This is a genomic window from Kitasatospora cathayae (genome assembly GCF_027627435.1).
Taxonomy (GTDB): domain Bacteria; phylum Actinomycetota; class Actinomycetes; order Streptomycetales; family Streptomycetaceae; genus Kitasatospora; species Kitasatospora cathayae.
On sequence record NZ_CP115450.1, the window covers coordinates 5,732,435 to 5,757,137 of the forward strand.

At 72.2% G+C, this 24,703-nt stretch carries 18 protein-coding genes; 16 read left to right on the forward strand and 2 right to left on the reverse strand.

What is annotated here, in order from left to right; genetic code table 11:
• Nucleotides 1-154: 154 nt before the first annotated feature.
• The 10 genes from O1G21_RS25605 to rodA all read left to right on the forward strand — a co-directional run bounded on the left by O1G21_RS25605 (nt 155) and on the right by rodA (nt 12,744).
• Entirely contained in the window at nt 155-2,791 is a 2,637-nt protein-coding gene (locus tag O1G21_RS25605) for a valine--tRNA ligase (RefSeq protein ID WP_270146974.1), read from the forward strand.
• A 295-nt stretch (nt 2,792-3,086) separates the two neighbouring features.
• Nucleotides 3,087-3,611, forward strand: coding sequence for a hypothetical protein (locus tag O1G21_RS25610; RefSeq protein ID WP_270146975.1), 525 nt, complete (start codon nt 3,087-3,089; stop codon nt 3,609-3,611).
• A gap of 249 nt (nt 3,612-3,860) precedes the next feature.
• Nucleotides 3,861-5,252: a bifunctional tetrahydrofolate synthase/dihydrofolate synthase gene (gene folC / locus O1G21_RS25615; RefSeq protein ID WP_405000706.1), complete on the forward strand. Its 1,392-nt coding sequence runs from the start codon at nt 3,861-3,863 to the stop codon at nt 5,250-5,252.
• Between the two features lies 1 nt (nt 5,253).
• Complete coding sequence (locus O1G21_RS25620; RefSeq protein ID WP_270146977.1) at nt 5,254-5,598, forward strand: DUF4233 domain-containing protein; 345 nt, start codon at nt 5,254-5,256, stop codon at nt 5,596-5,598.
• Between the two features lie 104 nt (nt 5,599-5,702).
• The gene (gene ndk, locus O1G21_RS25625) at nt 5,703-6,116 is read left to right on the forward strand and encodes a nucleoside-diphosphate kinase (protein WP_030283775.1); all 414 of its coding nucleotides are present in this window, start codon (nt 5,703-5,705) and stop codon (nt 6,114-6,116) included.
• Between the two features lie 309 nt (nt 6,117-6,425).
• Nucleotides 6,426-7,451: a rod shape-determining protein gene (locus tag O1G21_RS25630; RefSeq protein WP_030283777.1), complete on the forward strand. Its 1,026-nt coding sequence runs from the start codon at nt 6,426-6,428 to the stop codon at nt 7,449-7,451.
• Nucleotides 7,452-7,547: 96 nt separating this feature from the next.
• Complete coding sequence (gene mreC, locus O1G21_RS25635; protein ID WP_270146978.1) at nt 7,548-8,504, forward strand: rod shape-determining protein MreC; 957 nt, start codon at nt 7,548-7,550, stop codon at nt 8,502-8,504.
• A gap of 3 nt (nt 8,505-8,507) precedes the next feature.
• Nucleotides 8,508-9,143: a rod shape-determining protein MreD gene (gene mreD, locus O1G21_RS25640; protein WP_270146980.1), complete on the forward strand. Its 636-nt coding sequence runs from the start codon at nt 8,508-8,510 to the stop codon at nt 9,141-9,143.
• A 77-nt stretch (nt 9,144-9,220) separates the two neighbouring features.
• Nucleotides 9,221-11,548 (forward strand): penicillin-binding protein 2, encoded by a 2,328-nt coding sequence (gene mrdA / locus O1G21_RS25645; protein ID WP_270146981.1) that lies wholly within the window; start codon nt 9,221-9,223, stop codon nt 11,546-11,548.
• A complete protein-coding gene (gene rodA / locus O1G21_RS25650) occupies nt 11,545-12,744 on the forward strand; it encodes a rod shape-determining protein RodA (protein ID WP_270146982.1) in 1,200 nt (399 codons plus the stop codon). Before mrdA ends, rodA begins: the two co-directional genes overlap by 4 nt.
• Nucleotides 12,745-12,821: 77 nt before the next feature.
• Here the strand turns inward: rodA and O1G21_RS25655 are convergent, their stop codons facing one another.
• Nucleotides 12,822-14,129, reverse strand: a complete 1,308-nt coding sequence (locus tag O1G21_RS25655; protein WP_270146983.1) for a M14 family zinc carboxypeptidase — start codon at nt 14,127-14,129, stop codon at nt 12,822-12,824.
• A 405-nt stretch (nt 14,130-14,534) separates the two neighbouring features.
• On the opposite strand from O1G21_RS25655, the gene O1G21_RS25660 reads away from it, so the two are divergent.
• The 6 genes from O1G21_RS25660 (at nt 14,535) to obgE (ending at nt 23,790) form a co-directional block, all read left to right on the forward strand.
• Complete coding sequence (locus O1G21_RS25660; protein WP_270146984.1) at nt 14,535-16,463, forward strand: TIGR03960 family B12-binding radical SAM protein; 1,929 nt, start codon at nt 14,535-14,537, stop codon at nt 16,461-16,463.
• A gap of 222 nt (nt 16,464-16,685) precedes the next feature.
• Nucleotides 16,686-17,447 carry a TIGR03936 family radical SAM-associated protein gene (locus tag O1G21_RS25665; protein ID WP_270146985.1) on the forward strand — a complete coding sequence of 254 codons (762 nt, stop codon included), beginning with the start codon at nt 16,686-16,688 and terminating at the stop codon, nt 17,445-17,447.
• Between the two features lie 436 nt (nt 17,448-17,883).
• The gene (locus tag O1G21_RS25670) at nt 17,884-21,372 is read left to right on the forward strand and encodes an Rne/Rng family ribonuclease (protein ID WP_270146986.1); all 3,489 of its coding nucleotides are present in this window, start codon (nt 17,884-17,886) and stop codon (nt 21,370-21,372) included.
• 230 nt (nt 21,373-21,602) lie between these two features.
• Nucleotides 21,603-21,920, forward strand: a complete 318-nt coding sequence (gene rplU / locus O1G21_RS25675) for a 50S ribosomal protein L21 (RefSeq protein WP_030233759.1) — start codon at nt 21,603-21,605, stop codon at nt 21,918-21,920.
• 14 nt (nt 21,921-21,934) lie between these two features.
• Nucleotides 21,935-22,192, forward strand: a complete 258-nt coding sequence (rpmA, locus tag O1G21_RS25680) for a 50S ribosomal protein L27 (RefSeq protein WP_030058248.1) — start codon at nt 21,935-21,937, stop codon at nt 22,190-22,192.
• Nucleotides 22,193-22,311: 119 nt separating this feature from the next.
• On the forward strand, nt 22,312-23,790 hold the full coding sequence (gene obgE / locus O1G21_RS25685) for a GTPase ObgE (protein ID WP_270146987.1): 1,479 nt from the start codon (nt 22,312-22,314) through the stop codon (nt 23,788-23,790).
• A gap of 81 nt (nt 23,791-23,871) precedes the next feature.
• Here the strand turns inward: obgE and O1G21_RS25690 are convergent, their stop codons facing one another.
• Entirely contained in the window at nt 23,872-24,687 is an 816-nt protein-coding gene (locus tag O1G21_RS25690) for a hypothetical protein (protein ID WP_270146988.1), read from the reverse strand.
• Nucleotides 24,688-24,703: the final 16 nt, after the last annotated feature.

Below are 24,703 nucleotides of genomic sequence, written 5' to 3' on the forward strand. Positions count from 1 at the left end.
TCTGGTGGTGATGGCTCCGTGCACGTCCGGTCACCCGGACGAGTGCCCGGGCACGGTATCGCACGACGCCCGCCCCGGCGGTGTTCGGGCCGGGGGAGTCCACGGACCGAAAGCGGTTCGTAACCAGCGCCCCCGGTTACGTAAACTGTGCGTCGTGACCGACACGACGAACCAGCGCCCCGTGAGCACCACCGGGGACGATGCGGCAACCCTCCCGACGACCTACACCCCCGCGGACGTAGAGGGCGAGCTGTACGAGCGCTGGGTAGAGCGTGGCTACTTCACCGCGGACGCGCAGAGCGACAAGCCCGCGTACACGATCGTCATCCCCCCGCCGAACGTCACCGGCGTCCTGCACCTGGGCCACGCCTTCCAGCACACGCTGATGGACGCGCTGACCCGCCGCAAGCGCATGCAGGGCTTCGAGACGCTCTGGCTGCCCGGCATGGACCACGCCGGCATCGCCACCCAGAACAAGGTCGAGCAGCAGCTCGCCGAGGCGGGCCTGTCCCGGCACGACCTGGGCCGGGAGGCCTTCGTCGAGAAGGTCTGGGAGTGGAAGAAGAGCTACGGCGGCCGCATCCTCGGCCAGATGCGCCGCCTCGGTGACGGCGTGGACTGGTCGCGCGAGCGCTTCACCATGGACGAGGGCCTGTCCCAGGCCGTCCAGACCATCTTCAAGCGGCTGTTCGACGACGGCCTGATCTACCGCGCCGAGCGCATCATCAACTGGTGTCCGCGCTGCCTCACCGCGCTGTCCGACATCGAGGTGGAGCACGAGGACGTCCCCGGCGAGCTGGTCTCGATCCGCTACGGCGAGGGCGAGGACTCCATCGTCGTCGCCACCACCCGGGCCGAGACGATGCTGGGCGACACCGCGGTGGCCGTCCACCCCGAGGACGAGCGCTACAAGCACCTGGTCGGCCGCACCATCAAGCTGCCGCTGACCGACCGGGAGATCCCGGTCGTCGCGGACGAGCACGTCGACCCGGAGTTCGGCACCGGCGCCGTCAAGGTGACGCCCGCGCACGACCCGAACGACTTCGCCATCGGCCAGCGGCACGACCTGCCGAACCTGACCGTGATGGACGACCACGGCGTGATCACCGTGCACGGCCCGTTCCTCGGCATGGACCGGCTGGAGGCCCGCTCGGCCGTCGTCGGCGCGCTGCGCGAGCAGGGCCGGATCGTCGCCGAGAAGCGCCCGTACATGCACGCCGTCGGCCACTGCTCGCGCTGCCACACCGTGGTCGAGCCGCGGCTGTCGCTGCAGTGGTGGGTCAAGGTCGAGCCGCTGGCCAAGGCCGCCGGCGACGCCGTCCGCGACGGCAAGGTGGAGATCCACCCGAAGGAGCTGGAGCGCCGCTACTTCGACTGGGTGGACAACATGTACGACTGGTGCATCTCGCGCCAGCTCTGGTGGGGCCACCGGATCCCGGTCTGGTACGGCCCCGAGGGCGAGGTCGTCTGCGTCGGACCGGACGAGCAGCCGCCGACCGGCGAGGGCTGGCACCAGGACCCGGACGTCCTGGACACCTGGTTCTCCTCCGGCCTGTGGCCGTTCTCCACGCTCGGCTGGCCGGGGAAGACCGCCGACCTCGAGAAGTTCTACCCGACCGACGTCCTGCTGACGGGCCACGACATCATCTTCTTCTGGGTCGCCCGGATGATGATGTTCAGCCTGTACGCGATGGACGGCCAGGCGCCGTTCAAGACCGTCGCGCTGACCGGTCTGGTGCGCGACGAGCGCGGCAAGAAGATGTCGAAGTCCTCCGGCACCGCGGTGGACCCGCTGGACTGGATGGACGCCTACGGCGCCGACGCCGTCCGCTTCACCCTGGCCCGCGGCGCCAACCCGGGCGCCGACGTGCCGATCGGCGAGGACTGGGTCAAGGGCTCGCGCAACTTCTGCAACAAGATCTGGAACGCGACCCGCTTCGCGCTGATGAACGGCGCCACCGTCGAGGGCCCGCTGCCCGCGCCGGAGGAGCTGACCGCGGCCGACCGCTGGATCCTGTCGCGGCTGAACACCGCGGTCGCCGAGGTGGACGCGCTGTACGACGACTACGAGTTCGCCAAGGTCTCGGACGCGCTGTTCCACTTCGCCTGGGACGAGGTCTTCGACTGGTACGTCGAGCTCTCCAAGACCACCCTGGCCAAGGGCGGCCCGCAGGCCGATGCCTCGCGCCGGGTGCTGGGTGAGGTCCTGGACGTCACCCTGCGGCTGCTGCACCCGGTCGTCCCGTTCGTCACCGAGGCGCTGTGGACCCGGCTCACCGGCGCCGAGTCGCTGGTCGTCGCCGAGTGGCCGAAGGACAGCGGCTTCCGCGACACCGCGGCCGAGGCCGAGGTCGCCACGGTGCAGCAGGTGGTCACCGAGGTCCGCCGGTTCCGCACCGACCAGGGCCTCCAGGACCGCCAGCGCGTCCCGGCCCAGCTGGAGCTGGCCGGTACCGCGCTGGCCGCCCATGAGGACGCGATCCGCTCGCTGCTGTGGCTGACCGTCCCCGAGGAGGGCTTCGCGGCCACCGCCTCGCTGCCGGTGGCCGGTGCCACCGTCGCGCTGGACCTCTCCGGCACCATCGACGTCGCGGCGGAGCGCAAGCGGCTCGCCAAGGACCTCGCGGCCGCCGAGAAGGAGAAGGCCCAGACCACCGCCAAGCTCGGCAACGAGGCCTTCCTGGCCAAGGCGCCGGACGAGGTGGTCGCCAAGATCCGGACCCGTCAGGAGGCCGCCGAGGCCGACATCGCCCGGATCACCGCCCAGCTCGCGGCGCTGCCGCAGGGCTGAGGCCGGATCGCCCACGAAGGGCCGCACTCCGCGACGCGCGGGGTGCGGCCCTTCGGCGTTTTCCGGCTCGTCGGCCGGGTGCTCGCTTTTGCTCGCCTAATAGAGCAGAAACATTGCTCCCTTCCGGCGAATATTCATCCTGGACCGGGTGAGGTCTTATTCCGAGCGAATTGATTCCGGTCTTGCCCGCGCGCGTTCGCGGAAGTTTCCAGGTCGGATGTGTACGGTGTGCACGGAGTTTCCGAACGCGATTCCGCTGAGCGTTCCTGCTGAGCGACGGACGGGAGGGCATGGCGTGGTGGTGACCGAGGAGTTGGCCCAGGAACTGCCTGCCGAGGCGGTCGAGGAAGCCAAGGCCAGGGCGGCGACGCTGCTGCTCGCCTTCCGGCACGGGAACCAGCTCGCGTTCGACCACGAGTTGGACCTGCTGCTGGCGGAGAACATCGAGCGGGAGGTGACCACCCTGCTCACCTGGATCGCCGCCGAGGCCGTCCGCAAGGCCTACGCCCCCGAGGTCGGCGACCGGGTACTGCGGGCGATGGCCCGGCGGGCCCCGAAGGACACCGGTGGGGTCCAGGTGGACGAGGAGACCGCGAACGCCGCCCAGTTGATCGAGGCGGTCGCGGCCGGCCGGGTGGCCGAGGTCCGCGGTCTGGTCGCCGCGACGGCGGACACCACCTACCTGCTCGGCGGACTGCTGCAGGGCGTGGCAATGATGCTGCCGCTGCTGCCCGAGGGCGAACTGTCCGAGATCACCGCCGAGTTGCGCCGCCGACACGGCGGCACCGCGCACGTCCCGGAGGCCCGGGCCGGGGTCTGACCCCCACCCGGTCCGGAGCGGACGGACACCCTTCGGCCGGTGCACTCCTCCTGCACGCCGTCGGAGTCGGAGACCAGCAGCGCGGCGTGGCTCGCCAGACCCAGTGCAGTGCCTGCGCTGCACCGGCCGGTGGGTGCGCTGGGTGAGGAAGCGGCGCAGCGAGCGCCAGGGAGATCAGTCCGGCGACGTGTCCACGCCATCACCCTCACCCTGTGGGTCCGGGCCGCCCCCGCTCCGTAGACTGTGGTCGTGAGCGACAAGGCCGACCCGAATCCGTACACCCTCCGCCCCGCCGACGGCGACACCGGCGACGCCCTGCGCGACGTCGAGCTCGAGCTCTCCAAGCGCTGGCCGGAGAACAAGCTGGAGCCCTCGCTCGACCGGATCGAGGCGCTGATGGACATCCTGGGCCAGCCCCAGCGGTCCTTCCCGTCCATCCACATCACCGGCACCAACGGCAAGACCTCCACCGCCCGGATGATCGAGCAGCTGCTCAACACCTTCGAGCTGCGCACCGGGCGCTACACCAGCCCGCACGTGGAGACCGTCACCGAGCGGATCAGCCTGGACGGCGCCCCGATCAGCCCCGAGCGCTTCGTCGAGGCCTACCGCGACATCGAGCCCTACGTGCAGATGGTCGACGCCGCCCAGCCGGTGCCGATGTCCTTCTTCGAGGTGCTCACCGGCATGGCCTACGCCGCCTTCGCCGACGCCCCGGTGGACGTCGCGGTAGTCGAGGTCGGCATGGGCGGCTCCTGGGACGCCACCAACGTCATCGACGCCGCCGTCGCCGTGATCACCCCGATCGGGCTGGACCACACCGACAAGCTCGGCGAGACCACCGGCGAGATCGCGGTCGAGAAGTCCGGGATCATCAAGCCCGGCGCCGTGGCCGTGGTCGCCCAGCAGCAGTTGGACGCCGCCGAGACCATCCTGCGCCGGGCCGTCGAGGTGGACGCCACCGTCGCCCGCGAGGGCATGGAGTTCGGGGTGATCCGCCGTGAGCTCGCCATCGGCGGCCAGCTGGTGACGCTGCGCGGAATCGGCGGCGAGGAGTACGAGGACGTCTTCATCCCGCTGCACGGCGAGCACCAGGCGCACAACGCGGCGCTGGCGCTGGCCGCGGTCGAGGCCTTCTTCGGCGTGGGCGGCGCCCGCGGCGGCCAGCTCGACGTCGACAAGATCCGCCAGGCCTTCTCCGGCGTCTCCTCGCCGGGCCGCCTCGAGGTCGTCCGCCGCAGCCCCACGATCATCCTGGACGCCGCCCACAACCCGCACGGCGCCCGGGCCACCGTCTCCGCGATCTCCGAGTCCTTCGGCTTCACCCGCCTGGTCGGCGTGATCGGCACCTCGGGGGACAAGGACGTGGCCGGCCTGCTGGAGGCCTTCGAGCCGATCCTGGCCGAGGTCGTCATCACCCAGAACTCCACCCACCGCGCGATGGACGTGGACGCGCTCGCGGCCCTGGCCGTCGAGGTGTTCGGCGAGGACCGCGTCCAGGTCGAGCCCCGGCTCGACGACGCCATCGCCGCCGCGGTCACCCTGGCCGAGGAGGAGGGCGACCTCGGCGGCGCCGGGGTGCTGGTCACCGGTTCGGTCATCACGGTGGGCGAGGCCCGCCTGCTGCTCGGGAGGAAGTGACATGAGGACGCTCTGCTCCTCGACGCTGATCGGCGAGGCGCTCCTGGCGATGTTTGCCGGGCTGGTCGCGATGCGGCTGTCCAGCGTCTCGACGGCGACGGTCTGGACCGTCACCGGGATCGCCATGGCGCTCTGCATCGCGCTCTGCGGCATGATCAACCGCCCCGGTGCGGTGGCCATCGGCTGGGCGCTGCAGATCGGCCTGATCGCCAGCGGCTTCATCCTGCCGACGATGTTCGCGCTCGGTGCGGTCTTCGCCGGCCTGTGGTGGTGCTCGGTGCACTACGGCCGCAAGGTCGACGAGTTCAAGGCCGCCCGCGCGGCCGCCGAGGCCCGGGCCGCCTGACGGTCCGGCCCGGTCCCGCCCCCACCACGGAACCGACCGGTCGTTCACGCAAGGTAACCTCTGCCCCGTACCGCATGTCGCCCCGAATCCCCAGGAGACGCACCGTGTCCCAGCGCACTCTCGTCCTGCTCAAGCCCGACGCCGTTCGCCGCGGCCTGGCGGGCGAGATCATCAGCCGCATCGAGCGCAAGGCCGGCTGGCAGCTGACCGCCGTCGAGCTGCGCACCTTCGACCGGGAGACCCTGGAGCACCACTACGCCGAGCACGTCGGCCGCCCGTTCTACGAGCCGCTGCTCGAGTTCATGACCTCCGGCCCGTCGATCGCGATGATCGTCGAGGGTGAGGAGGTCGTGAAGGGCATCCGCATGCTGGCCGGCGCCACCAACCCGCTGGAGGCCGGCTCCGGCACCATCCGCGGTGACTACGCGACCATCACCCGCGAGAACCTGATCCACGCCTCCGACTCCCCGGAGTCCGCCGAGCGCGAGATCAAGATCTTCTTCCCCGCGCACGCCTGATCCCAGGGTCCGTCAGGACGTTCGTGCCGCCCCGGTCGGGACCATTGGCCCGGCCGGGGCATTCTTATCGTGAAATAGGGAACTGGGGAGGCCGACACGGCGTCCCAATCCTCGGAGAAGCGATCACGCTCCGGACAATGGACGGTATGCCCGCGTCGATGTCCGTACCACGCGCGTGACTACGATGGACGCGACTCAAGGGCCCGGTAAGGCAGCTCAGCTGGTCTCCGCCCAAGCGTGGGCGCGCGCATCCGTCCACCCCCATGAACTCCGAGCCCGGGAAGGCACCCACACCCCATGGCGAGCAACCTGTCGTTCATCGGCCGCGACTTGGCGATCGACCTCGGAACAGCCAACACGCTGGTGTACGTCAGGGGCAAGGGGATCGTCCTCAACGAGCCGTCCGTCGTCGCGGTCAACACCAACACCGGCGGCATCCTCGCGGTCGGCGCCGAGGCCAAGAAGATGATCGGCCGCACTCCGGGCAACATCGTCGCCATCCGCCCGCTCAAGGACGGCGTGATCGCCGACTTCGAGATCACCGAGCGGATGCTGCGCTACTTCATCCTCAAGATCCACCGCCGCCGCTACCTCGCCCGCCCGCGCGTCGTGGTCTGCGTGCCCTCCGGCATCACCGGCGTCGAGCGCCGCGCCGTCATCGAGGCCTCCTCGCAGGCCGGCGCCCGCCAGGTGCACATCATCGAGGAGCCGATGGCCGCCGCGATCGGCGCCGGACTGCCCGTCCACGAGGCCACCGGCAACATGGTCGTCGACATCGGCGGCGGCACCACCGAGGTCGCCGTCATCTCCCTCGGCGGCATCGTCACCGCCCAGTCCATCCGGGTCGCCGGCGACGAGCTGGACAACGCGATCGTCCAGCACATCAAGAAGGAGTACTCCCTCCTCCTCGGTGAGCGCAGCGCCGAGCAGATCAAGATGAGCATCGGCAGCGCCTACGGCCTCGAGGGCGAGAAGGACGAGCACGCCGAGATCCGCGGCCGCGACCTGGTCAGCGGCCTGCCCAAGACCGTGGTCATCTCCGCCGCCGAGGTCCGCGCCGCCATCGACGAGCCGGTCAACTCGATCATCGACGCGGTCAAGACCACCCTCGACCAGTGCCCGCCCGAGCTGGCCGGCGACGTCATGGACCGCGGCATCGTGCTCACCGGCGGCGGCGCCCTGCTGCGCGGCCTGGACGAGCGGCTGCGTCGCGAGACCGGCATGCCGATCCACATCGCCGAGAACCCGCTCGACTCGGTCGCACTCGGCTCCGGCAAGTGCGTCGAGGAGTTCGAGGCGCTCCAGCAGGTACTGGACGCCTCGCCGCGCCGTTAGCACCACGACGAAGATTCCGACACTCAACTGAACGGGCCGCCGCCCGGGGCCCACAGCCCGGGCGGCCGCCAGGTACGAAGGGGCAGTACCAGCACCGTGAGGGACACACGAGAGAGTCGGCTGCTGCTCATCCTGCTGGTGGCCGTCGCCTTCGCGCTGATCACCGTGGACATCAAGGGCGGTGAGGACTCCCCGCTCGGCCCCGCCCGGCACGCGGCCGCCGGTGTCCTCGGCCCGGTCGAGCGCGGCGCCGCCAGCGTCGTGGACCCGGTCGCGAACACCGTCCGCGCCTTCCGCGACGCCGCCACCGACAGCGGCCGCACCGACCAGCTCGCCCGCGAGAACACCGAACTGCGGCAGAAGCTCGCCTCCTCCGACATGGCCGCCGGGCGCACCAAGCAGCTGGACGACCTGCTGCGCACCGCCGGCGCCGGCGGCTACACCGTCAAGGCCGCCCAGGTCATCGCGATCGGCCCGGCCCAGGGCTTCTCCTGGACCATCACCATCGACGCCGGCAGCGACGACGGCCTCACCCGCGACATGACGGTCATCAACGGCCAGGGCCTGGTCGGCCGGGTCACCACCGTCGCCCCGACCACCGCCACCGTGCTGCTCGCCTCCGACCCCGGCTTCTCGGCCGGCACCCGGCTGGAGGGCAGCGGCGAGATCGGCTTCGCCTCCGGCGGCGGCGACAGCCCGATGAAGGTCTCCCTGCTCAACGGCAAGGCACAGGTCAAGAACGGCGACCGGCTGGTCACCTTCGGCTCGCAGAGCGGCCGGCCCTTCGTGCCCGGCGTCCCGGTCGGCAAGGTCATCGAGGTCCAGGCCAACGCCGGCCAGCTGACCAAGACCATCCTGGTCGAGCCCTTCGTACAGTTCACCCGGCTCGACCTGGTCGGCGTGGTGGTCGTGCCGCCGCGCACCGACCCGCGCGACGCGGTGCTGCCGCCCGCCCCCACCGCGGGACAGGGCCAGGCCCCGGGCGCGCCCGCCCAGCCGCAGGGCAGCACCACCCCCGCCGCCGCACCCGCCAAGCCCAATGGGGGGAACTGAGCCATGCGCCTCGCCCGCATCCCCGTCTCCGCCGTGTTGATCCTGCTCGGCCTGATCCTCCAGGTCAGCGTCTTCGGCCGGCTCCAGCTCCCGGGAGCCACCCCGGACATACTGCTGCTCGTCGTGGTCGGCCTGGCCATGGTCTACGGGCCGACCGGCGGCTGCCTGGTCGGCTTCTCGGCCGGACTGCTGGCCGACCTCGCACCGCCCTCCGACCACGCGATCGGCCGCTACGCCCTGGTGCTCTGCCTGATGGGCTACGCCGCCGGACTGCGCTCCGACCACCGCCAGCGCTCCGTCTTCAGTGCGCTGGTGGTGGTCGGTGCCGCGGCGATCGCCTCCACCCTGCTGTACGCGATGGTCGGCGCCCTGGTCGGCGACACCGCGGCCCGGCACGTCGGCCTCGGCGGCCTGGTGATCAGCGCGCTGCTGTACGACCTGCTGCTGGCCCCCTTCGTGGTGCCGCTGGTGATGCTGCTCGGCCGCCGCTTCGGGCGCGACCCGGTGGCCGCCGCCAGTGACGACGACGAGGGCGGTCGGGGGCTGGGCACGCTGGCCCGCTACCGCACCACGCGTGAGGTCTCGGCCGGCCCGTCCTACAAGAAGCGGCGTATGCCCGGCTTCGTCCGGCGCCCGTAACGGCCCGTCCAGGCCCGCCGGGGCCCGTGCGGGCCCCAGACCTCCTGACCCTCCCGCATCCCTGGAGCGCACGAGACGTGAGCAACATCCCCGAGACCGGCCGTACCCGGCGGGTGACGATCCGTCTGGTGGTGCTGCAGATCCTGGTGCTGTCGCTGCTCGCCACCCTCGGCGGACGGCTGTGGTACCTGCAGATCCGCAACGCCAAGGAGTACACCGCCAAGGCGACCGGCAACCACATCCGCGAGGTGGTCGAACCGGCCGTCCGCGGCGAGATCCTGGACGCCTCCGGGCGGATCCTGGCCGGCAACGAGGCCCGGCTGGTGGTCTCCGTCAGCCGTACCTCGCTGCTCCAGCAGAAGGACGGCGGCAAGGGGGTGCTGGGCCGGCTGGCCGAGGTGCTCGGGATGCCCGCCAAGGACGTGCAGGAGAAGGTCCGGCTCTGCGACGCCAAGACCCCGCAGCCGTGCTGGAACGGTTCGCCGTACCAGCCGATCCCGGTCACCAAGGAAGCGACCACCCAGCAGGCGATGCAGATAATGGAGCGCCGCGAGGACTTCCCCGGGGTCACCGCGCAGCCCACCTCCGTGCGCCACTACACCGGCGCCGAGGGCGCCAACCTGGCCCAGGTGCTCGGCTACCTCTCGCCGGTCACCGACGACGAGGTCAGCAAGACCGCCGACAAGAGCGGCCTGGACCGCTACCTGCCGGCCGACCAGATCGGCCGGGCCGGCCTGGAGTCGGTGTACGACCGCGACCTGCGCGGCACGGCCGGCATCACCAAGCTGGAGGTGGACAACCTCGGCCGGGTGATCGGCACCGCCGGCACCGTCGCCCCGCAGACCGGCAACAACCTGGTCACCAGCATCGACGCCCGGGTGCAGAAGGTCGTCGAGGACAACCTGGCGCAGGCCATGACCGAGGCCCGGAACACCTTCGACAAGGTCACCAACCGCAACTACGAGGCCGACTCCGGCGCCGCCGTCGTGATGGACGTGCACACCGGGCGGATCATCGCGATGGCCAGCGCCCCGACCTACGACCCCAACCTGTGGGTGGGTGGCATCAGCGGCAAGGACTACCAGTCGCTGACCAGCAAGGACTCCAACTTCCCGCTGCTCAACCGGGCCATACAGGGTCAGTCCGCCCCCGGCTCGACCTTCAAGGTCGTCTCCACCACCGCCGCCGTGCAGGCCGGCTACTCGCTGGACGGCACCTACCCGTGCCCCAAGGCCATGACCATCGGCGGCCGTGAGTTCAAGAACTTCGAGAGCGAGAGCTTCGGTTCCATCTCCCTGGAGAAGGCGCTGGAGGTCTCCTGCGACACCGTGTTCTACGGCCTGGCGTACGACCAGTGGATGAAGGACGGCGGCATCAAGCCGAAGAAGGACCCGGCCGACTGGTTCTTCAAGACCGCCCACGAGTTCGGCCTCGGCTCCAAGACCGGCATCGACCTGCCCGCCGAGGTCCCCGGCCGGGTTCCGGACCGGCAGTGGAAGCAGTCCTTCTACGACAACAACAAGGACGCCTGGTGCGCCCAGGCGCAGAAGGGCGGCAACAGCTTCTCCGACCAGATCGCCCGCGAGAACTGCGTCGACGGCTACCAGATGCGCGCCGGTGACGCCGTCAACTACGCGATCGGACAGGGCGACACGCTCGTCACCCCGGTCCAGATGGCCCGCATCTACTCGGCGCTGGCCAACGGCGGCACCTTCTACCGGCCGACCATCGCCAAGGCCGTGATAAGCCCGAGCGGGGATCTCGTCCGCGAGATCGCCCCGCACGAGGACGCCAAGTTCCCCGGCGACCAGAAGCTGCTCAGCTACATCGACCAGGCCACCGCGGGCGTCATCACCAGCGGTACCGCCGCCTGGAAGTTCAACGGCTGGCCGCAGGACAAGATCGCGCTGCACGCCAAGACCGGCACCGCCGAGGTCGAGGGCAAGCAGACCACCTCCTGGCTGGACACGTACAGCAAGGACTACGCGATCGTCATGACGATCAGCCAGGGCGGCACCGGCTCCGGCGGCTCCGGCGACGCCATCCGCCGGATCTACCAGGCGCTGTACGGGGTGGACGACAAGGGCAACATCGACAACGGGAAGGCGCTGCTGCCGACGCCGCAGGGCGAGCTGCCGAAGTTCAACCCGGACGGCACCGCGATCATCAAGCCGGCCGCCTACACCGTCGACCCGGCGCAGGGCTCCGTCGCTCCGGCTCCGTCCCCGGTTCTGCTGGACGCCGCTGCGGCCCCGGCGCTCTCGGTGGCTGCTTCCGCCCAGGCGGACTCCAACCCGGCGGCGGCCTTCCTCGACCCGGCACCGCCGGCCGGCAGCGCGGCCTCGTACACAGCGGCCGACACCGCCCTCGAACCGACGAACCGCCCGGGAAGGGGACGGGCATGACCTCCTACGGCTCGTACCGGCAACTGCGGCTGACCCCCCAGCGCAGCGGGGTCTCCAAGGCCCTGGCCAAGGACTCCCCGCTCTGGCGGCTGGACTGGATACTGCTGTTGGCCGGGCTGGCCCTGTCGTCCGGCAGTTCGCTGCTGGTGTGGTCGGCCACCCGCGGGCGCGACAACCTCACCCACGGGGACCCGCAGTACTTCCTCTACCGGCACCTGACGAACTTCGTCATCGGCCTGGTGCTGTGCGCCGTGGTGATAGGGATAGGAGCCCGGCGGGTCCGCACCCTGGTGCCCTTCGTCTACGTCGGCGTGATCGTGCTGCTGCTGGCGACGCTCAGCCCGATCGGCTCGACCGTCAACGGCGCCCACTCGTGGATCCAGCTCGGCGGCGGCTTCTCCGTCCAGCCGGCCGAGTTCGCGAAGATCGCCATCCTGCTGGCGATGGCCGTCGTGCTGTCGGACCAGGTCGACGCCGGGGAACGGGAGTTCCCCTCGCACCGGGCGGTGTTCCGGGGCCTGATCTGGGCCTGCCTGCCGATGGGCCTGGTCCTGCTGATGCCGGACGCCGGGTCGGTGATGGTGATGTCCGCGATCGTGCTGGGCATCCTGCTCGGCTCCGGCGCCGCCAACCGCTGGGTGATCGGCATCCTCGCGCTCGGCGTAGGCGGCAGCATCGCGATCTGGAAGCTCGGGCTGCTGAGCCAGTACCAGATCGACCGCTTCGCCGCCTTCGCCAACCCGCAGCTCGACCCCAACGGCGTCGGCTACAACACGGCCCAGGCCCGGATCGCGATCGGCTCGGGCGGGCTGACCGGCAAGGGGCTGTTCCACGGCACCCAGACCGTCGGGCAGTTCGTGCCGGAGCAGCAGACCGACTTCGTGTTCACCGTCGCCGGTGAGGAGCTCGGCTTCGTCGGGGCGCTCGCCATAATCGCGCTGGTCGGCGTGATCCTGTGGCGCGCCTGCCGGATCGCCCGCCAGGCCACCGACCTGTACGGGACGATCGTGGCGGCCGGGATAATCGCCTGGTTCTCCTTCCAGGCCTTCGAGAACATAGGGATGTGCCTGGGCATCATGCCGGTCGCGGGCATCCCGCTGCCCTTCGTCTCCTACGGCGGCTCCTCGATGTTCGCGGTCTGGATCGGCATCGGACTGCTCCAGGCGGTGCGCAGCCAACGGCCGATAGCGGCCTGATCGTTCGACGGCAGGGGCCGGTCCGGGAGCTCCCGGATCGGCCCTTCGCCTTGGCGCTACTGGTAGTTGACGGTATGTCAGGCTGGCTGCAGCAGGCAGTCGGCGGCGGTGAGGATCGCCCGGGTCTGGTGGGCCAGCTGCTCCTGGACCGGGACCCAGCGGGCGCCGAAGCGGTGGCGCAGCCGGTCCAGGCTGTCCGCGACCACGGTGCGGGCCCGCTCGCGGGTGGCCTCGGCGGCCGGGCCGCGGGCGTCGGCGAGCAGCCGCAGCAGGATCGAGGCGACCCGCAGCGGCAGCCGGGCGGCGACCAGTCCGGCGGTGGTCGCCCGGGCGGCGCTCAGCGGCCCGGGGCACCACAGTTCCAGCCACTCGGCGGCGACCCGCGGGGCCACCGCCAGGTTGAACTCGGCGGTGCGCGCCAGCGGGCCGTGGGCCTCCCGGGCCTGGGCCGGGACGCGGGCGAGCAGGGCGGTGAGCTCCTCGGCGCGGGTGGTGAGCGCGCGGGCGGCGTCGCCGAGGACCTGCGGCCCGGCCGGGTGGACGCGGGCGTCGCCGACCGCGTCCACGGCCCACATCGGGACCTCCAGGACGGCGGTCACCGCGCCGTGCCGGGCCGCGTAGGACCAGGTGGACAGCTCGGGTTCGTCCGGCAGCGCCCGGGAGGTGCCGGGGCTGCCGGGCGACGGCATCAGATAGGTGCCGGGGGCGGGGCTGGTCCAGCCGATGGCGTCGTAGGAGTCCACGTCGAGCGGGATGCCGGCCCGGTCGGCGGAACGGGCGAAGCGCTCGGCCAGGCCGCGCACCGGGCCGGTCAGCTGGACGAAGGCGCCACCGAAGTCCACCCCGTGCAGCGAGCACTGCAGGAACGGGCGCAGCTCGTCGATCAGTCCGGTCAGCGCGAGGCTCTCCGGCATCGGCGGGCGGCCGGAGCCGGGGGCGGGCAGCAGCTCGGGCTGCTCCTCGAAGGCGGGGCGGAAGAAGTGCTCGTAGTGGCGGCGCATGGTCAGCGGGCCGTCCAGCCAGCCGGCGTTGAGCGCGGCGCCGTCCGGGTCCAGGCACAGCAGCAGGTGCCAGGACAGGCCGGGCCGGGCGGGGTGCTCCAGCAGCACCTCGGCCAGCCGGACGGCGGCGGCGGTGCCGATCGGCTCGTTCGGGTGCGGGCCGCCGACCACCAGCACGGCGCGCGGCCCGCGGTCCACCGAGAGCAGCAGCAGCGGGCGTCCGGCCCGGGAGCGGCCCACCTCGCGCAGCCGGCAGCGGTCCGGGTGGCGCAGGGCGAGTCGGCGGGCCGCGCACTCGGCCTGGGCCGGGGTGGGGTAGCGGGCCGGCCGGACGTCGAGGGTCCGCGGGGACAGGGGCCGGACCCGCCGACCGGTGTCGGTCATGGTTCTCCTTGCGACCGGTCGTACGGCCGCCGGGGCGCGCGGGCGTGCCGCGCCGCCGGACGCGGCCTGCGGGCCGGGGACGGGCTCTGCGGGGCCGGGGGGTAGGGGGCCTCGCGGGGACGGGGGAGGGGCGTGCTGGGGCGAGGGAGCCGCCGGGGGAGTCGGCGTTGGCCGAGCGTACGGCCCGACTTCCGTCTTCGGAAGGGGTGCACGGCCTTGGGCGGGGCCCAGTCAGTACCGCACGGGCCCTCCGGGCGTGTCAACGGCGGGGGCGGGTGGCGCCGGAGCGTGCGGGGGGACCGCTTCCGGCGCAGCCGGGCCGGTCCCCGGATTGGGCTACCCTTGAGGGTCACCCCTCCCGTGCCGACTCGCGGCACCGAATCACGTCGTAAGGGTTCCTAGTACATGACTGTCGAATCGGTCTTCCCACGCCTGGAGGCCCTCCTCCCGCACGTCCAGAAGCCGATCCAGTACGTCGGCGGCGAGCTCAACTCGACCGTCAAGGACTGGGACGCCTGCGACGTCCGCTGGGCGCTGATGTACCCCGACGCCTACGAGGTCGGCCTGCCCAACCAGGGCGTCATGATCCTCTACGAGGTGCTGAACGAGCGCGAGGGCGTGCTGGCCGAGCGCACCTACAGCGTCTGGCCGGACCTCGAGGCGCTGATGCGCGAGCACCGCGTCCCGCAGTTCACCGTGGACGCCCACCGCCCGGTGAAGGCCTTTGACGTGTTCGGGCTGTCGTTCTCCACCGAGCTCGGCTACACCAACATGCTGACCGCGCTCGACCTGGCCGGCATCCCGCTGGAGGCCAAGGACCGCACCGACGAGGACCCGATCGTCCTCGCCGGCGGCCACGCGGCCTTCAACCCCGAGCCGATCGCGGACTTCCTGGACTGCGCGGTGATCGGCGACGGCGAGCAGGCCGTCCTCGACATCACGGAGATCATCCGCGCCTGGAAGGCCGAGGGCCGCCCGGGCGGTCGCGACGAGCTGCTGCTGCGCCTGGCCCGTACCGGCGGGGTGTACGTGCCCAAGTTCTACGACGTGGAGTACCTGGCCGACGGCCGGATCGGCCGCGTCGTGCCGAACGCCCCGGGCGTGCCGTGGCGGGTGTCCAAGCACACCGTGATGGACCTCGACGAGTGGCCGTACCCGAAGCAGCCGCTCGTCCCGCTCGCGGAGACGGTGCACGAGCGGATGTCCGTGGAGATCTTCCGCGGCTGCACCCGCGGCTGCCGCTTCTGCCAGGCCGGCATGATCACGCGCCCCGTGCGGGAGCGAAGCATCACCGGCATCGGCGAGATGGTCGAGCGCGGGCTGAAGGCGACCGGCTTCGAGGAGGTCGGCCTGCTGTCGCTGTCCAGCGCCGACCACACCGAGATCGGCGACATCGCCAAGGGCCTGGCCGACCGCTACACCGAGGACAAGATCGGTCTGTCGCTGCCGTCGACCCGCGTCGACGCCTTCAACATCGACCTCGCCAACGAGCTGTCCCGCAACGGGCGCCGCTCGGGCCTCACCTTCGCCCCCGAGGGCGGCAGCGAACGCATGCGCAAGGTGATCAACAAGATGGTGTCGGAGGAGGACCTGATCCGCACCGTCGCCACCGCCTACGGCAACGGCTGGCGCCAGGTGAAGCTGTACTTCATGTGCGGCCTGCCCACCGAGACCGACGAGGACGTGCTCCAGATCGGCGAGATGGCGAAGAACGTCATCCAGAAGGGCCGCGAGGTCACCGGCCAGAACGACATCCGCTGCACCGTCTCCATCGGCGGGTTCGTGCCCAAGCCGCACACCCCGTTCCAGTGGGCCCCGCAGCTGTCCGCCGAGGCCACCGACGCCCGCCTGGCCAAGCTGCGCGACTCGATCCGCGGTGACCGCAAGTACGGCAAGAACATCGGCTACCGCTACCACGACGGCAAGCCGGGCATCGTCGAGGGCCTGCTCTCCCGCGGTGACCGCCGGGTCGGCGCCGTCATCCGCGCGGTCTACGAGGACGGCGGCCGCTTCGACGGCTGGCGCGAGTACTTCTCGTACGACCGCTGGATGGCCAGCGCCGAGAAGGGCCTGGCCGGCACCGGCGTCGACGTCGACTGGTACACCACCCGCGAGCGCTCCTACGAGGAGGTGCTGCCCTGGGACCACCTGGACAGCGGCCTCGACAAGGACTGGCTGTGGGAGGACTGGCAGGACGCCCTGGAGGAGGTCGAGGTCGACGACTGCCGCTGGACGCCGTGCTTCGACTGCGGTGTGTGTCCCCAGATGCAGACGAGCATCCAGATCGGCCCCACGGGCAAGAAGTTGCTGCCGTTGACGGTCGTCAACAAGTAGGCGGCGCAGGGCTTTCGACCCCCGTCCGGAGTGTTCCGGGCGGGGGTCGGTCGTAGCGGGCTGACCAGGGGCGGAGCGAGTGGGGCGGCGGGGCGCGTACCCTTTGAGGTGACAGAGTCCGGACAGTGGCGGGAACGCGCCGCGCCGGACGGGGACAATTGACTAAAGGACTGAGCGACCCTGGCACGCCGTACGCCCGACGGTCCGCCGCCCGCGCCGACGGTGCAGCGGATTCGTCTCCGCTACACCAAGCGCGGCCGGCTCCGCTTCACCAGCCACCGTGACTTCCAGCGCGCCTTCGAGCGCGCCCTGCGCCGGTCCGCCGTTCCGATGGCCTACTCGGCCGGCTTCACCCCGCACCCGAAGGTGTCCTACGCCAACGCCGCCCCGACCGGGGTGGCGAGCGAGGCGGAGTACCTGGAGATCGGCCTGGCCGCCGTGCGCGACCCCGAGCAGCTGCGGGCGCAGCTGGACGAGTCGCTGCCCGCCGGTCTGGACGTGATCGACGCGGTCGAGGTCCGGACGCCGAACTTCGTGGAGCGCCTGGAGGCCTCCGAGTGGCTGGTGCGCCTGGACGGCGTCGAGCCGGCCGAGGCGGTTCAGGCGGTCCGGAAGTTCCTCGCCGAGGAGAAGGTCGAGGTCGAGCGCCGGACCAAGAACGGCGTACGGGTCTTCGACGCGCGCGGTGCGGTGGCGGCGCTCGAAGCCGTCGAGCCGCAGGTCGACGGTGGTACGGACACGGCCGCCGGAACCGACCGCGATGTTCGGACCGGCCGTCCCTGTGCGATACTGCGCCTGGTAGTACGACACGCCACACCCGCCGTACGACCCGACGACGTATTGTCCGGTCTCCGTGCGACGGCCGACCTGGCGCCGCCGGTCCCCGCAGAGGTGACCAGGCTGGCGCAGGGGCCGCTCGACGAGGAGTCGGGCACGGTGACCGACCCGCTGGCGCTCGACCGCGCTGCGGCCCCGGCCGGCTGAGAAACGGCCGCCGGGCCGCGCGCTACCGCGTCCGCCTAGGGGGCGGAGGCCGGGTCCAGTGCCTCACTGGATCCGACGGACCTCCAGGGTTCCCGCGGCTCCCCAGGGGAGCGAGCGTCGTCGCAGCACAGGCCGGCCACTCGGGGTCCGCCGACCAGGACGGTCGGTGGGCCCGGGGCCCCGTCCGGGAGCCACCCGGGGTTGGGGGACGGCTCAGCTTGGGAAAACCTCAGAAGACTGGTCAGACCAGAAGACTTTTCGACACCCCGCCGAGCGTGGGGCGCCGAGCGAGACTACGAGCCCCTGTGCGGCCTCGCGTCCGCACGGCGGCACCGTCAAAGGGTCCGGCCCGAGCATCGTCGCGATGCCGGCCGCCCACTGGTGCCGCGCCGTGCCCGGATGCGGAGCCCGGGGGCCTGACGGGAGATCCACCCGCATGCTCGATAACACCGATCCGCAGCAGTCTGCGGCCACGGAACAGAACGGAACCGCCGTGACCGGTGGCGAGGGCGCGTCCGCCGCGCCGCCGCGCCGTCGTCGCCGGGCGGTGTCCCGCCCGGCGGGCACCCCGCAGGGTGCGGCCACCGAGGCGGCCGAGACGGTCCTGCCAGCCGAGGCGCACGAGGCGCCCGCCGCCGCGGCCCCGGCGGCCGAGGCCGCCCCGGTGGCGGAGAAGCCGGTCCGGGCCCGCCGGACCCGCAAGCGGGCCGAGGCCCCGGCGGGTGCGCCGGAGGAGACCGCGATCGTGGTCACCGCGCCGGAGACCGAGGAGACGAAGACCGAGGAGAAGGCGGAGAAGCCTGTTCGGGCCCGCCGGACCCGCAAGAAGGCCGAGGCCCCGGTCGAGGCGCCCGTGGTCGAGGAGCCCGCGGTCGAGGCCGCCGCTCCCGCCGAGGCCCCCGTCGCCGAGCCGGTGGCCGAGGAGGCCCCGGCCGCTCCGGCCCGCCGTACCCGCCGCCGTCGCGTGGTCGAGGCCGCGCCGGTGGTCGAGGCCCCGGTCGAGGAGCCGGTGGCCGAGGAGCCCGCCGTCGAGGAGGAGCCCGCCGAGGAGGAGGCCGTCGAGGCCGCCGCCGAGCCGGCCGCCGCCCCGGCCCCGGCCCCCGCTCCGGCCGCCGAGGCCGAGCCGCACCACCGGGTGCGCCGCCGCGCGGTCCGTCCGGCCACCGCGGTCTTCCAGGCCCCGGTCTTCCAGGAGCCCGCGCCCTACGTCGCGCCGACCGCGCCGCAGCAGCCCGCCGCCGTCACGGCGCCGGTCGAGGCCCCGGCCGCCGCCGAGCGCGGGGACGAGGACGAGTACGAGTACAGCGGTGTCGGCCGCCGCCGTCGGGTCCGCACCCGGGTCGAGCCGGGCCGCCGCAAGCCGGTCGCCGAGGCGCCGGTGAAGGCCCCCGCCAAGGCCCCCGTGGAGGCCCCGGCCGTCGAGGCGCCCGCCGTGGAGGCACCCGCCGCCGGTCCGGAGACCGAGGGCGAGTGGGAGGAGGACGGCCGTCCGTCGCGCCGTCGCCGTCGGGGCGGCCGCCGCCGTCGCCGTGGCGAGGCCGAGGAGTTCGAGGCCGCCGAGGCCGTCGAGACCGAGCAGCCCGCCGTCGAGGAGCCGGCCCGGGCCGTCGCCGAGGAGGAGGACGAGGAGGAGGACGAGCTGGCCTCCGGCCTGTCCTCGTCCCGCCGTCGCCGCCGTCGCCGCCGCCGCAGCGGCGAGGCCGGCGCCGTCGAGACCGCCGAGACCACCGAGGACGGCGTCCGCACGGTGGTGAAGGTGCGCGAGCCGCGCCGCCGCTCCACCGAGCCGTCCTTCGACCCGGACGAGGTGCAGTCCATCAAGGGCTCGACCCGCCTGGAGGCGAAGAAGCAGCGCCGCCGCGAGGGCCGCGAGCTGGGCCGCCGCCGGGTGCCGATCATCACCGAGGCCGAGTTCCTGGCCCGCCGCGAGTCGGTCGAGCGCGTCATGGTGGTGCGCCAGAACGGTCAGCGCACCCAGATCGGCGTGCTCGAGGACGGCGTGCTGGTCGAGCACTACGTCAACAAGGAGCAGGCCACCTCGTACGTCGGCAACGTCTACCTGGGCAAGGTCCAGAACGTGCTGCCGTCCATGGAGGCCGCGTTCGTCGACATCGGCAAGGGCCGCAACGCGGTGCTGTACGCCGGTGAGGTCAACTTCGGTGCGCTGGGCCACGGTGGCCCGCGCCGGATCGAGTCGGTGCTGAAGTCCGGCCAGTCCGTGCTGGTGCAGGTCTCCAAGGACCCGATCGGCCACAAGGGCGCCCGCCTGACCAGCCAGATCTCGCTGCCCGGCCGCTACCTGGTGTACGTGCCCGAGGGCTCGATGACCGGCATCTCGCGCAAGCTGCCCGAGAACGAGCGCGCCCGCCTGAAGCAGATCCTCAAGAAGATCGTCCCGGACGACGCGGGCGTCATCGTGCGCACCGCCGCCGAGGGCGCCTCCGAGGAGGAGCTGACCCGCGACGTCCAGCGCCTGCAGCAGCAGTGGGAGGACATCCAGAAGAAGGCCGCGACCGGCAACGCCCCGGCGCTGCTGTACGGCGAGCCGGACATGACCGTCCGGGTCGTGCGCGACATCTTCAACGAGGACTTCACCAAGGTCATCGTCTCCGGCGACGAGGCGTGGAAGACCATCCACGAGTACGTCTCCAACGTGGCCCCGGACCTCGCCGAGCGGCTCCAGCGGTGGACCTCCGAGGTGGACGTGTTCGCCACCTACCGGATCGACGAGCAGCTGATGAAGGCGCTGGACCGCAAGGTCTGGCTGCCCAGCGGCGGTTCGCTGGTGATCGACCGCACCGAGGCGATGGTCGTCATCGACGTCAACACCGGGAAGTTCGTCGGCCAGGGCGGCAACCTGGAGGAGACGGTCACCCGGAACAACATCGAGGCGGCCGAGGAGATCGTGCGCCAGCTGCGGCTGCGCGACCTCGGCGGCATCATCGTGATCGACTTCATCGACATGGTCCTGGAGTCCAACCGCGACCTGGTGCTGCGCCGCCTGCTGGAGTGCCTGGGCCGGGACCGGACCAAGCACCAGGTGGCCGAGGTCACCTCGCTGGGCCTGGTCCAGATGACCCGCAAGCGGGTCGGCCAGGGCCTGCTGGAGTCCTTCTCCGAGGCCTGCGTGCACTGCAACGGCCGCGGTGTGATCGTCCACATGGAGCAGCCGAGCGCCCACGTCCACGCTCCGGTGGCCGCGGCCGCCGAGGCGGGCCCGGGCGGCGGCAAGCGCCGTCGCCGGGGCAAGGGCGGCGCGGCCCACGAGGAGCCGCAGGCCGTCGAGGCCGTCGTCGAGGCGGTCGTGGAGCCCGCCGAGCCGGTGCGCGAGGAGATCGAGGGCCAGCTGGCCCTGGAGGTCCCGGGCGTCGAGGCGGAGGCCGCCGAGGCCGCGGCCGTCGAGACCGTGGTGGTCGAGGCGCCGAAGGCCGAGGAGGCGCCGGTGGCCGAGGCCCCCGCCGCCGCTCCGGCCGGCCGTCCGCGCCGCCGCGCGGTGCGCAAGGCGACGGCTCCGGCGGGTGCGCCGCAGGCCGCCGAGATCGTGGTGCTGCAGGCGAAGGCCGACGCGGCCCTGGAGGCGGCCCTGGCGGCCGCCGCCCCGGCCACCGAAGCCGCCGTCGAGGCTGCCGCCCAGGCCGCCGCCGAGGCTGCGCCCGAGGCCGCTGAGGAGGTCGTCGTCGCGGAGGCCGTGGTCGAGGAGGCCGCCGAGGCCCCCGCCGCCGAGGCTCCCGCTGAGGAGGCGCCCGCCGAGGAGGCCCCGGCGCCCAAGAAGCGGGCCGCCCGCAAGACCGCCGCGAAGAAGACCGCCGCCAAGAAGACGACCGCGGCGGCCAAGAAGACCACCGCCCGCAAGACCGCGACCAAGCGGACGAGCGCGGCGGCCAAGAAGGCCGCGGCCGCCGAGGGTGATACGGCGGCCGAGTAGTGCCCACGCCCGGGGCGGGTACCCTCCCGCCCCGGGTCGTACGGGCCGGTTTGCCCCAGCGGCGGCCGGTCCGTATTCTTGACCATCGGCGTGTCTACGCCGCGCTCCCGAGCACATCACCTTCCCGAGAGTCCCGCGCCCAGCGCGGAGCGGTCGGGAAGAGGCCCCTGTGTCCGTACCCAGGCGGCTGGCGTCGGGAGTTCCGACCGAGTTGGGAAAGTAGGTACCGCATGTACGCGATCGTTCGCGCAGGCGGCCGCCAGCACAAGGTCGCCGTCGGCGACGTGCTGGAGATCGACCGTATCGAGGCCAAGCCGGGTGACTCGGTGGAGCTCTCGACCATCCTGGTCGTCGACGGTGACGCCGTCACCTCCGACCCGTGGGTCCTGGCCGGCGTGAAGGCTCACGCCGAGGTGGTCGACCAGACCAAGGGCGACAAGATCGTCATCCTGCGCTACAAGAACAAGACCGGCTACCGCCGTCGTCAGGGTCACCGTCAGAAGCACACCGCGGTGCGCATCACCAGCATCGACTCGGTCAGCAAGTAAGGGGATAGCGAGATATGGCACACAAGAAGGGCGCAAGCTCTACCCGCAACGGCCGTGACTCGAACGCCCAGCGCCTCGGCGTGAAGCGCTTCGGCGGCCAGGTCGTCTCCGCCGGCGAGATCCTCGTCCGCCAGCGCGGCACCCACTTCCACCCGGGTGCCGGTGTCGGCCGCGGTGGCGACGACACCCTGTTCGCGCTGACCGCCGGTGCGGTGCAGTTCGGCAACCGTCGCGGCCGCAAGGTCGTCAACATCGTGGCCGTCGAGGCCTGAGTCCCAGCGGACTCGCGAGTCGTACCAGACTCACACTGAAGGGTGGGCCGGAATGTTCCGGTCCACCCTTCGGCTTTACGCAACAGCAAGCAGACAAATCCGCACTGGAGGCACACCTCATGACCACCTTCGTGGACCGCGTCGAACTCCACGTCGCCGCGGGTAACGGAGGCCACGGCTGCGCCTCCGTGCACCGGGAGAAGTTCAAGCCGCTCGGCGGCCCGGACGGCGGCAACGGAGGGGAGGGCGGAAGCGTCATCCTCACCGTGGACTCGCAGATCACCACCCTGCTCGAGTACCACCACTCGCCCAAGCGCAAGGCGACCAACGGCAAGCCCGGCGCGGGCGGCCACCGCACCGGCGCCGACGGCGAGGACCTCGTCCTGCTGGTGCCGGACGGCACCGTGGTCCTGGACCGCAAGGGCAACGTGCTCGCCGACCTGGTCGGCCACGGCACCAGCTTCGTCGCCGCCCAGGGCGGCCGCGGCGGCCTCGGCAACGCCGCGCTGGCCTCGGCCCGCCGCAAGGCCCCGGGCTTCGCGCTGCTCGGCGAGCCCGGCGAGGCCCGCGACATCGTGATGGAGCTCAAGTCCGTCGCCGACGTGGCCCTGGTCGGCTACCCGAGCGCCGGCAAGTCCTCGCTGATCTCGGTGCTCTCCGCCGCCAAGCCGAAGATCGCGGACTACCCGTTCACCACCCTGATCCCCAACCTCGGCGTGGTCACCGCGGGCGACACCGTCTACACCATCGCCGACGTGCCCGGCCTGATCCCGGGCGCCAGCCAGGGCCGGGGCCTCGGCCTGGAGTTCCTGCGGCACGTCGAGCGCTGCTCGGTGCTGGTGCACGTGCTGGACTGCGCCACCCTCGAGCCCGGCCGCGACCCGCTGAGCGACCTGGAGACCATCGAGGCCGAGCTCGCCGAGTACGGCGGTCTGGAGGACCGGCCGCGCCTGGTCGCGCTCAACAAGGTGGACGTCCCGGACGGCCAGGACATCGCCGACCTCACCCGCGCCTCGCTGGAGGAGCGCGGCTTCCAGGTGTTCGAGGTCTCCGCCGCCTCCCGCAAGGGCCTGCGCGAACTGAGCTTCGCGCTGGCGAAGATCGTCGCCGAGGCGCGCGCCGCCAAGCCGGTCGAGGAGTCCACCCGGATCGTGCTGCGGCCCAAGGCCGTGGACGACGCGGGCTTCACCATCACCGAGGAGGACGGCGCCTACCGCATCCGCGGCGTCAAGCCGGAGCGCTGGGTCCGCCAGACCGACTTCGCCAACGACGAGGCCGTCGGCTACCTCGCCGACCGGCTGGCCCGCCTCGGTGTCGAGGAGCAGCTGTGGAAGGTCGGGGCGCACGAGGGCGACACCGTCATCATCGGCCCCGACGAGAACGCCGTCGTCTTCGACTGGGAGCCGACCATGGCCGCCGGCGCCGAGATGCTCGGCCGCCGCGGTGAGGACCACCGCTTCGAGAGCCCGCGCCCGGCGGTCGACCGCCGCCGCGAGAAGCAGAAGGGGCGGGACGCGGCCGAGGCCGAGTTCCTCGCCTTCGAGGCGCTCTCCAGCGGCCGGCAGTCCGCCATCGAGGGCGACGACGAGGACTACTGAACCGGTCCCGCCTGACGGGAACGGCCCCCGCCACCTGTCGAGGTGGCGGGGGCCGTTCCCGTGTTCACGGGTGACGCGGCGTCACTTCGCCCAGGAGGCCTGAAGCTTGAGCAGGTCGGTCAGGTCGGTGTAGCCGACCGCCGCCGGGGTGCCGCCGGCGATGGTGAAGATGTCGCAGCCCTTGGTCTCGGAGCCCTTGGTGACGCCCTGGAACTTCGCCGCGGTGCACTTGGGCATCGGCGTGGCGGCGCTCATGGTGGGCAGGCCCGTCTTGCCGGTGCTGTCGAAGATGACGAACTTCGAGTTCGGGGCGGTGAAGGAGAGGCTGGACTCCCCGAGGTTCTTGATGGTGTAGCTGACGTAGACCGGAGTGCGGCCCTCCAGTCCGGCGGTCGGGACCTTGGCGGCGGTGAGGTCCTGCAGCGAACCGACCTCGATGCCGGTGACGGTGATCTGCAGCTTGGCGGCGACGTTGGAGGTCTTGTCGGCGAAGTCGACGGTGGCCGACTGGCCGACCTTCACGGCGGTCGGGGCCTGCGGAATCTTGCCGCCGCCGCCGGCGCCGCCGCCCGCCGCGCCGGCCGTACCGGCACCGCCGGTCGCCGCACCGCCGGTCGCCGCGCCACCGGTCGCCGCGCCACCGGTCGCGGCCCCACCGGTGGCGGCTCCACCGGTGGCAGCGCCGCCCGAGGCGGCACCGTCGGTGGCCGCGCCCGACGGGGCGGCGGTCGAACCGCCGGCCGCGCCGCCGGTGGCCGCGCCGGTCTGGGCCGGAGCCGCTCCGGTGGCGCCGCCCGTGCCGGCCGGGTCCGAGTTGTCCGGACCGCAGGCGGCGAGCGAGAAGGCGGTGGCCGCCGCCAGCGCGGCGACGGTCAGCTTCGTGGTGTACGAACGCATGGTGCGCTTTTCTTCC

Bases quoted from the DNA above. Each gene is read 5' to 3' on its own strand.
- O1G21_RS25620 (WP_270146977.1), top strand. From the start codon at position 5,254: ATGAGGACGCTCTGCTCCTCGACGCTGATCGGCGAGGCGCTCCTGGCG.
- mreD (WP_270146980.1), top strand. From the start codon at position 8,508: ATGCGCCTCGCCCGCATCCCCGTCTCCGCCGTGTTGATCCTGCTCGGC.
- rodA (WP_270146982.1), top strand. From the start codon at position 11,545: ATGACCTCCTACGGCTCGTACCGGCAACTGCGGCTGACCCCCCAGCGC.
- O1G21_RS25655 (WP_270146983.1), bottom strand. From the start codon at position 14,129: ATGACCGACACCGGTCGGCGGGTCCGGCCCCTGTCCCCGCGGACCCTC.
- O1G21_RS25660 (WP_270146984.1), top strand. From the start codon at position 14,535: ATGACTGTCGAATCGGTCTTCCCACGCCTGGAGGCCCTCCTCCCGCAC.
- O1G21_RS25670 (WP_270146986.1), top strand. From the start codon at position 17,884: ATGCTCGATAACACCGATCCGCAGCAGTCTGCGGCCACGGAACAGAAC.
- rplU (WP_030233759.1), top strand. From the start codon at position 21,603: ATGTACGCGATCGTTCGCGCAGGCGGCCGCCAGCACAAGGTCGCCGTC.
- rpmA (WP_030058248.1), top strand. From the start codon at position 21,935: ATGGCACACAAGAAGGGCGCAAGCTCTACCCGCAACGGCCGTGACTCG.
- obgE (WP_270146987.1), top strand. From the start codon at position 22,312: ATGACCACCTTCGTGGACCGCGTCGAACTCCACGTCGCCGCGGGTAAC.
- O1G21_RS25690 (WP_270146988.1), bottom strand. From the start codon at position 24,687: ATGCGTTCGTACACCACGAAGCTGACCGTCGCCGCGCTGGCGGCGGCC.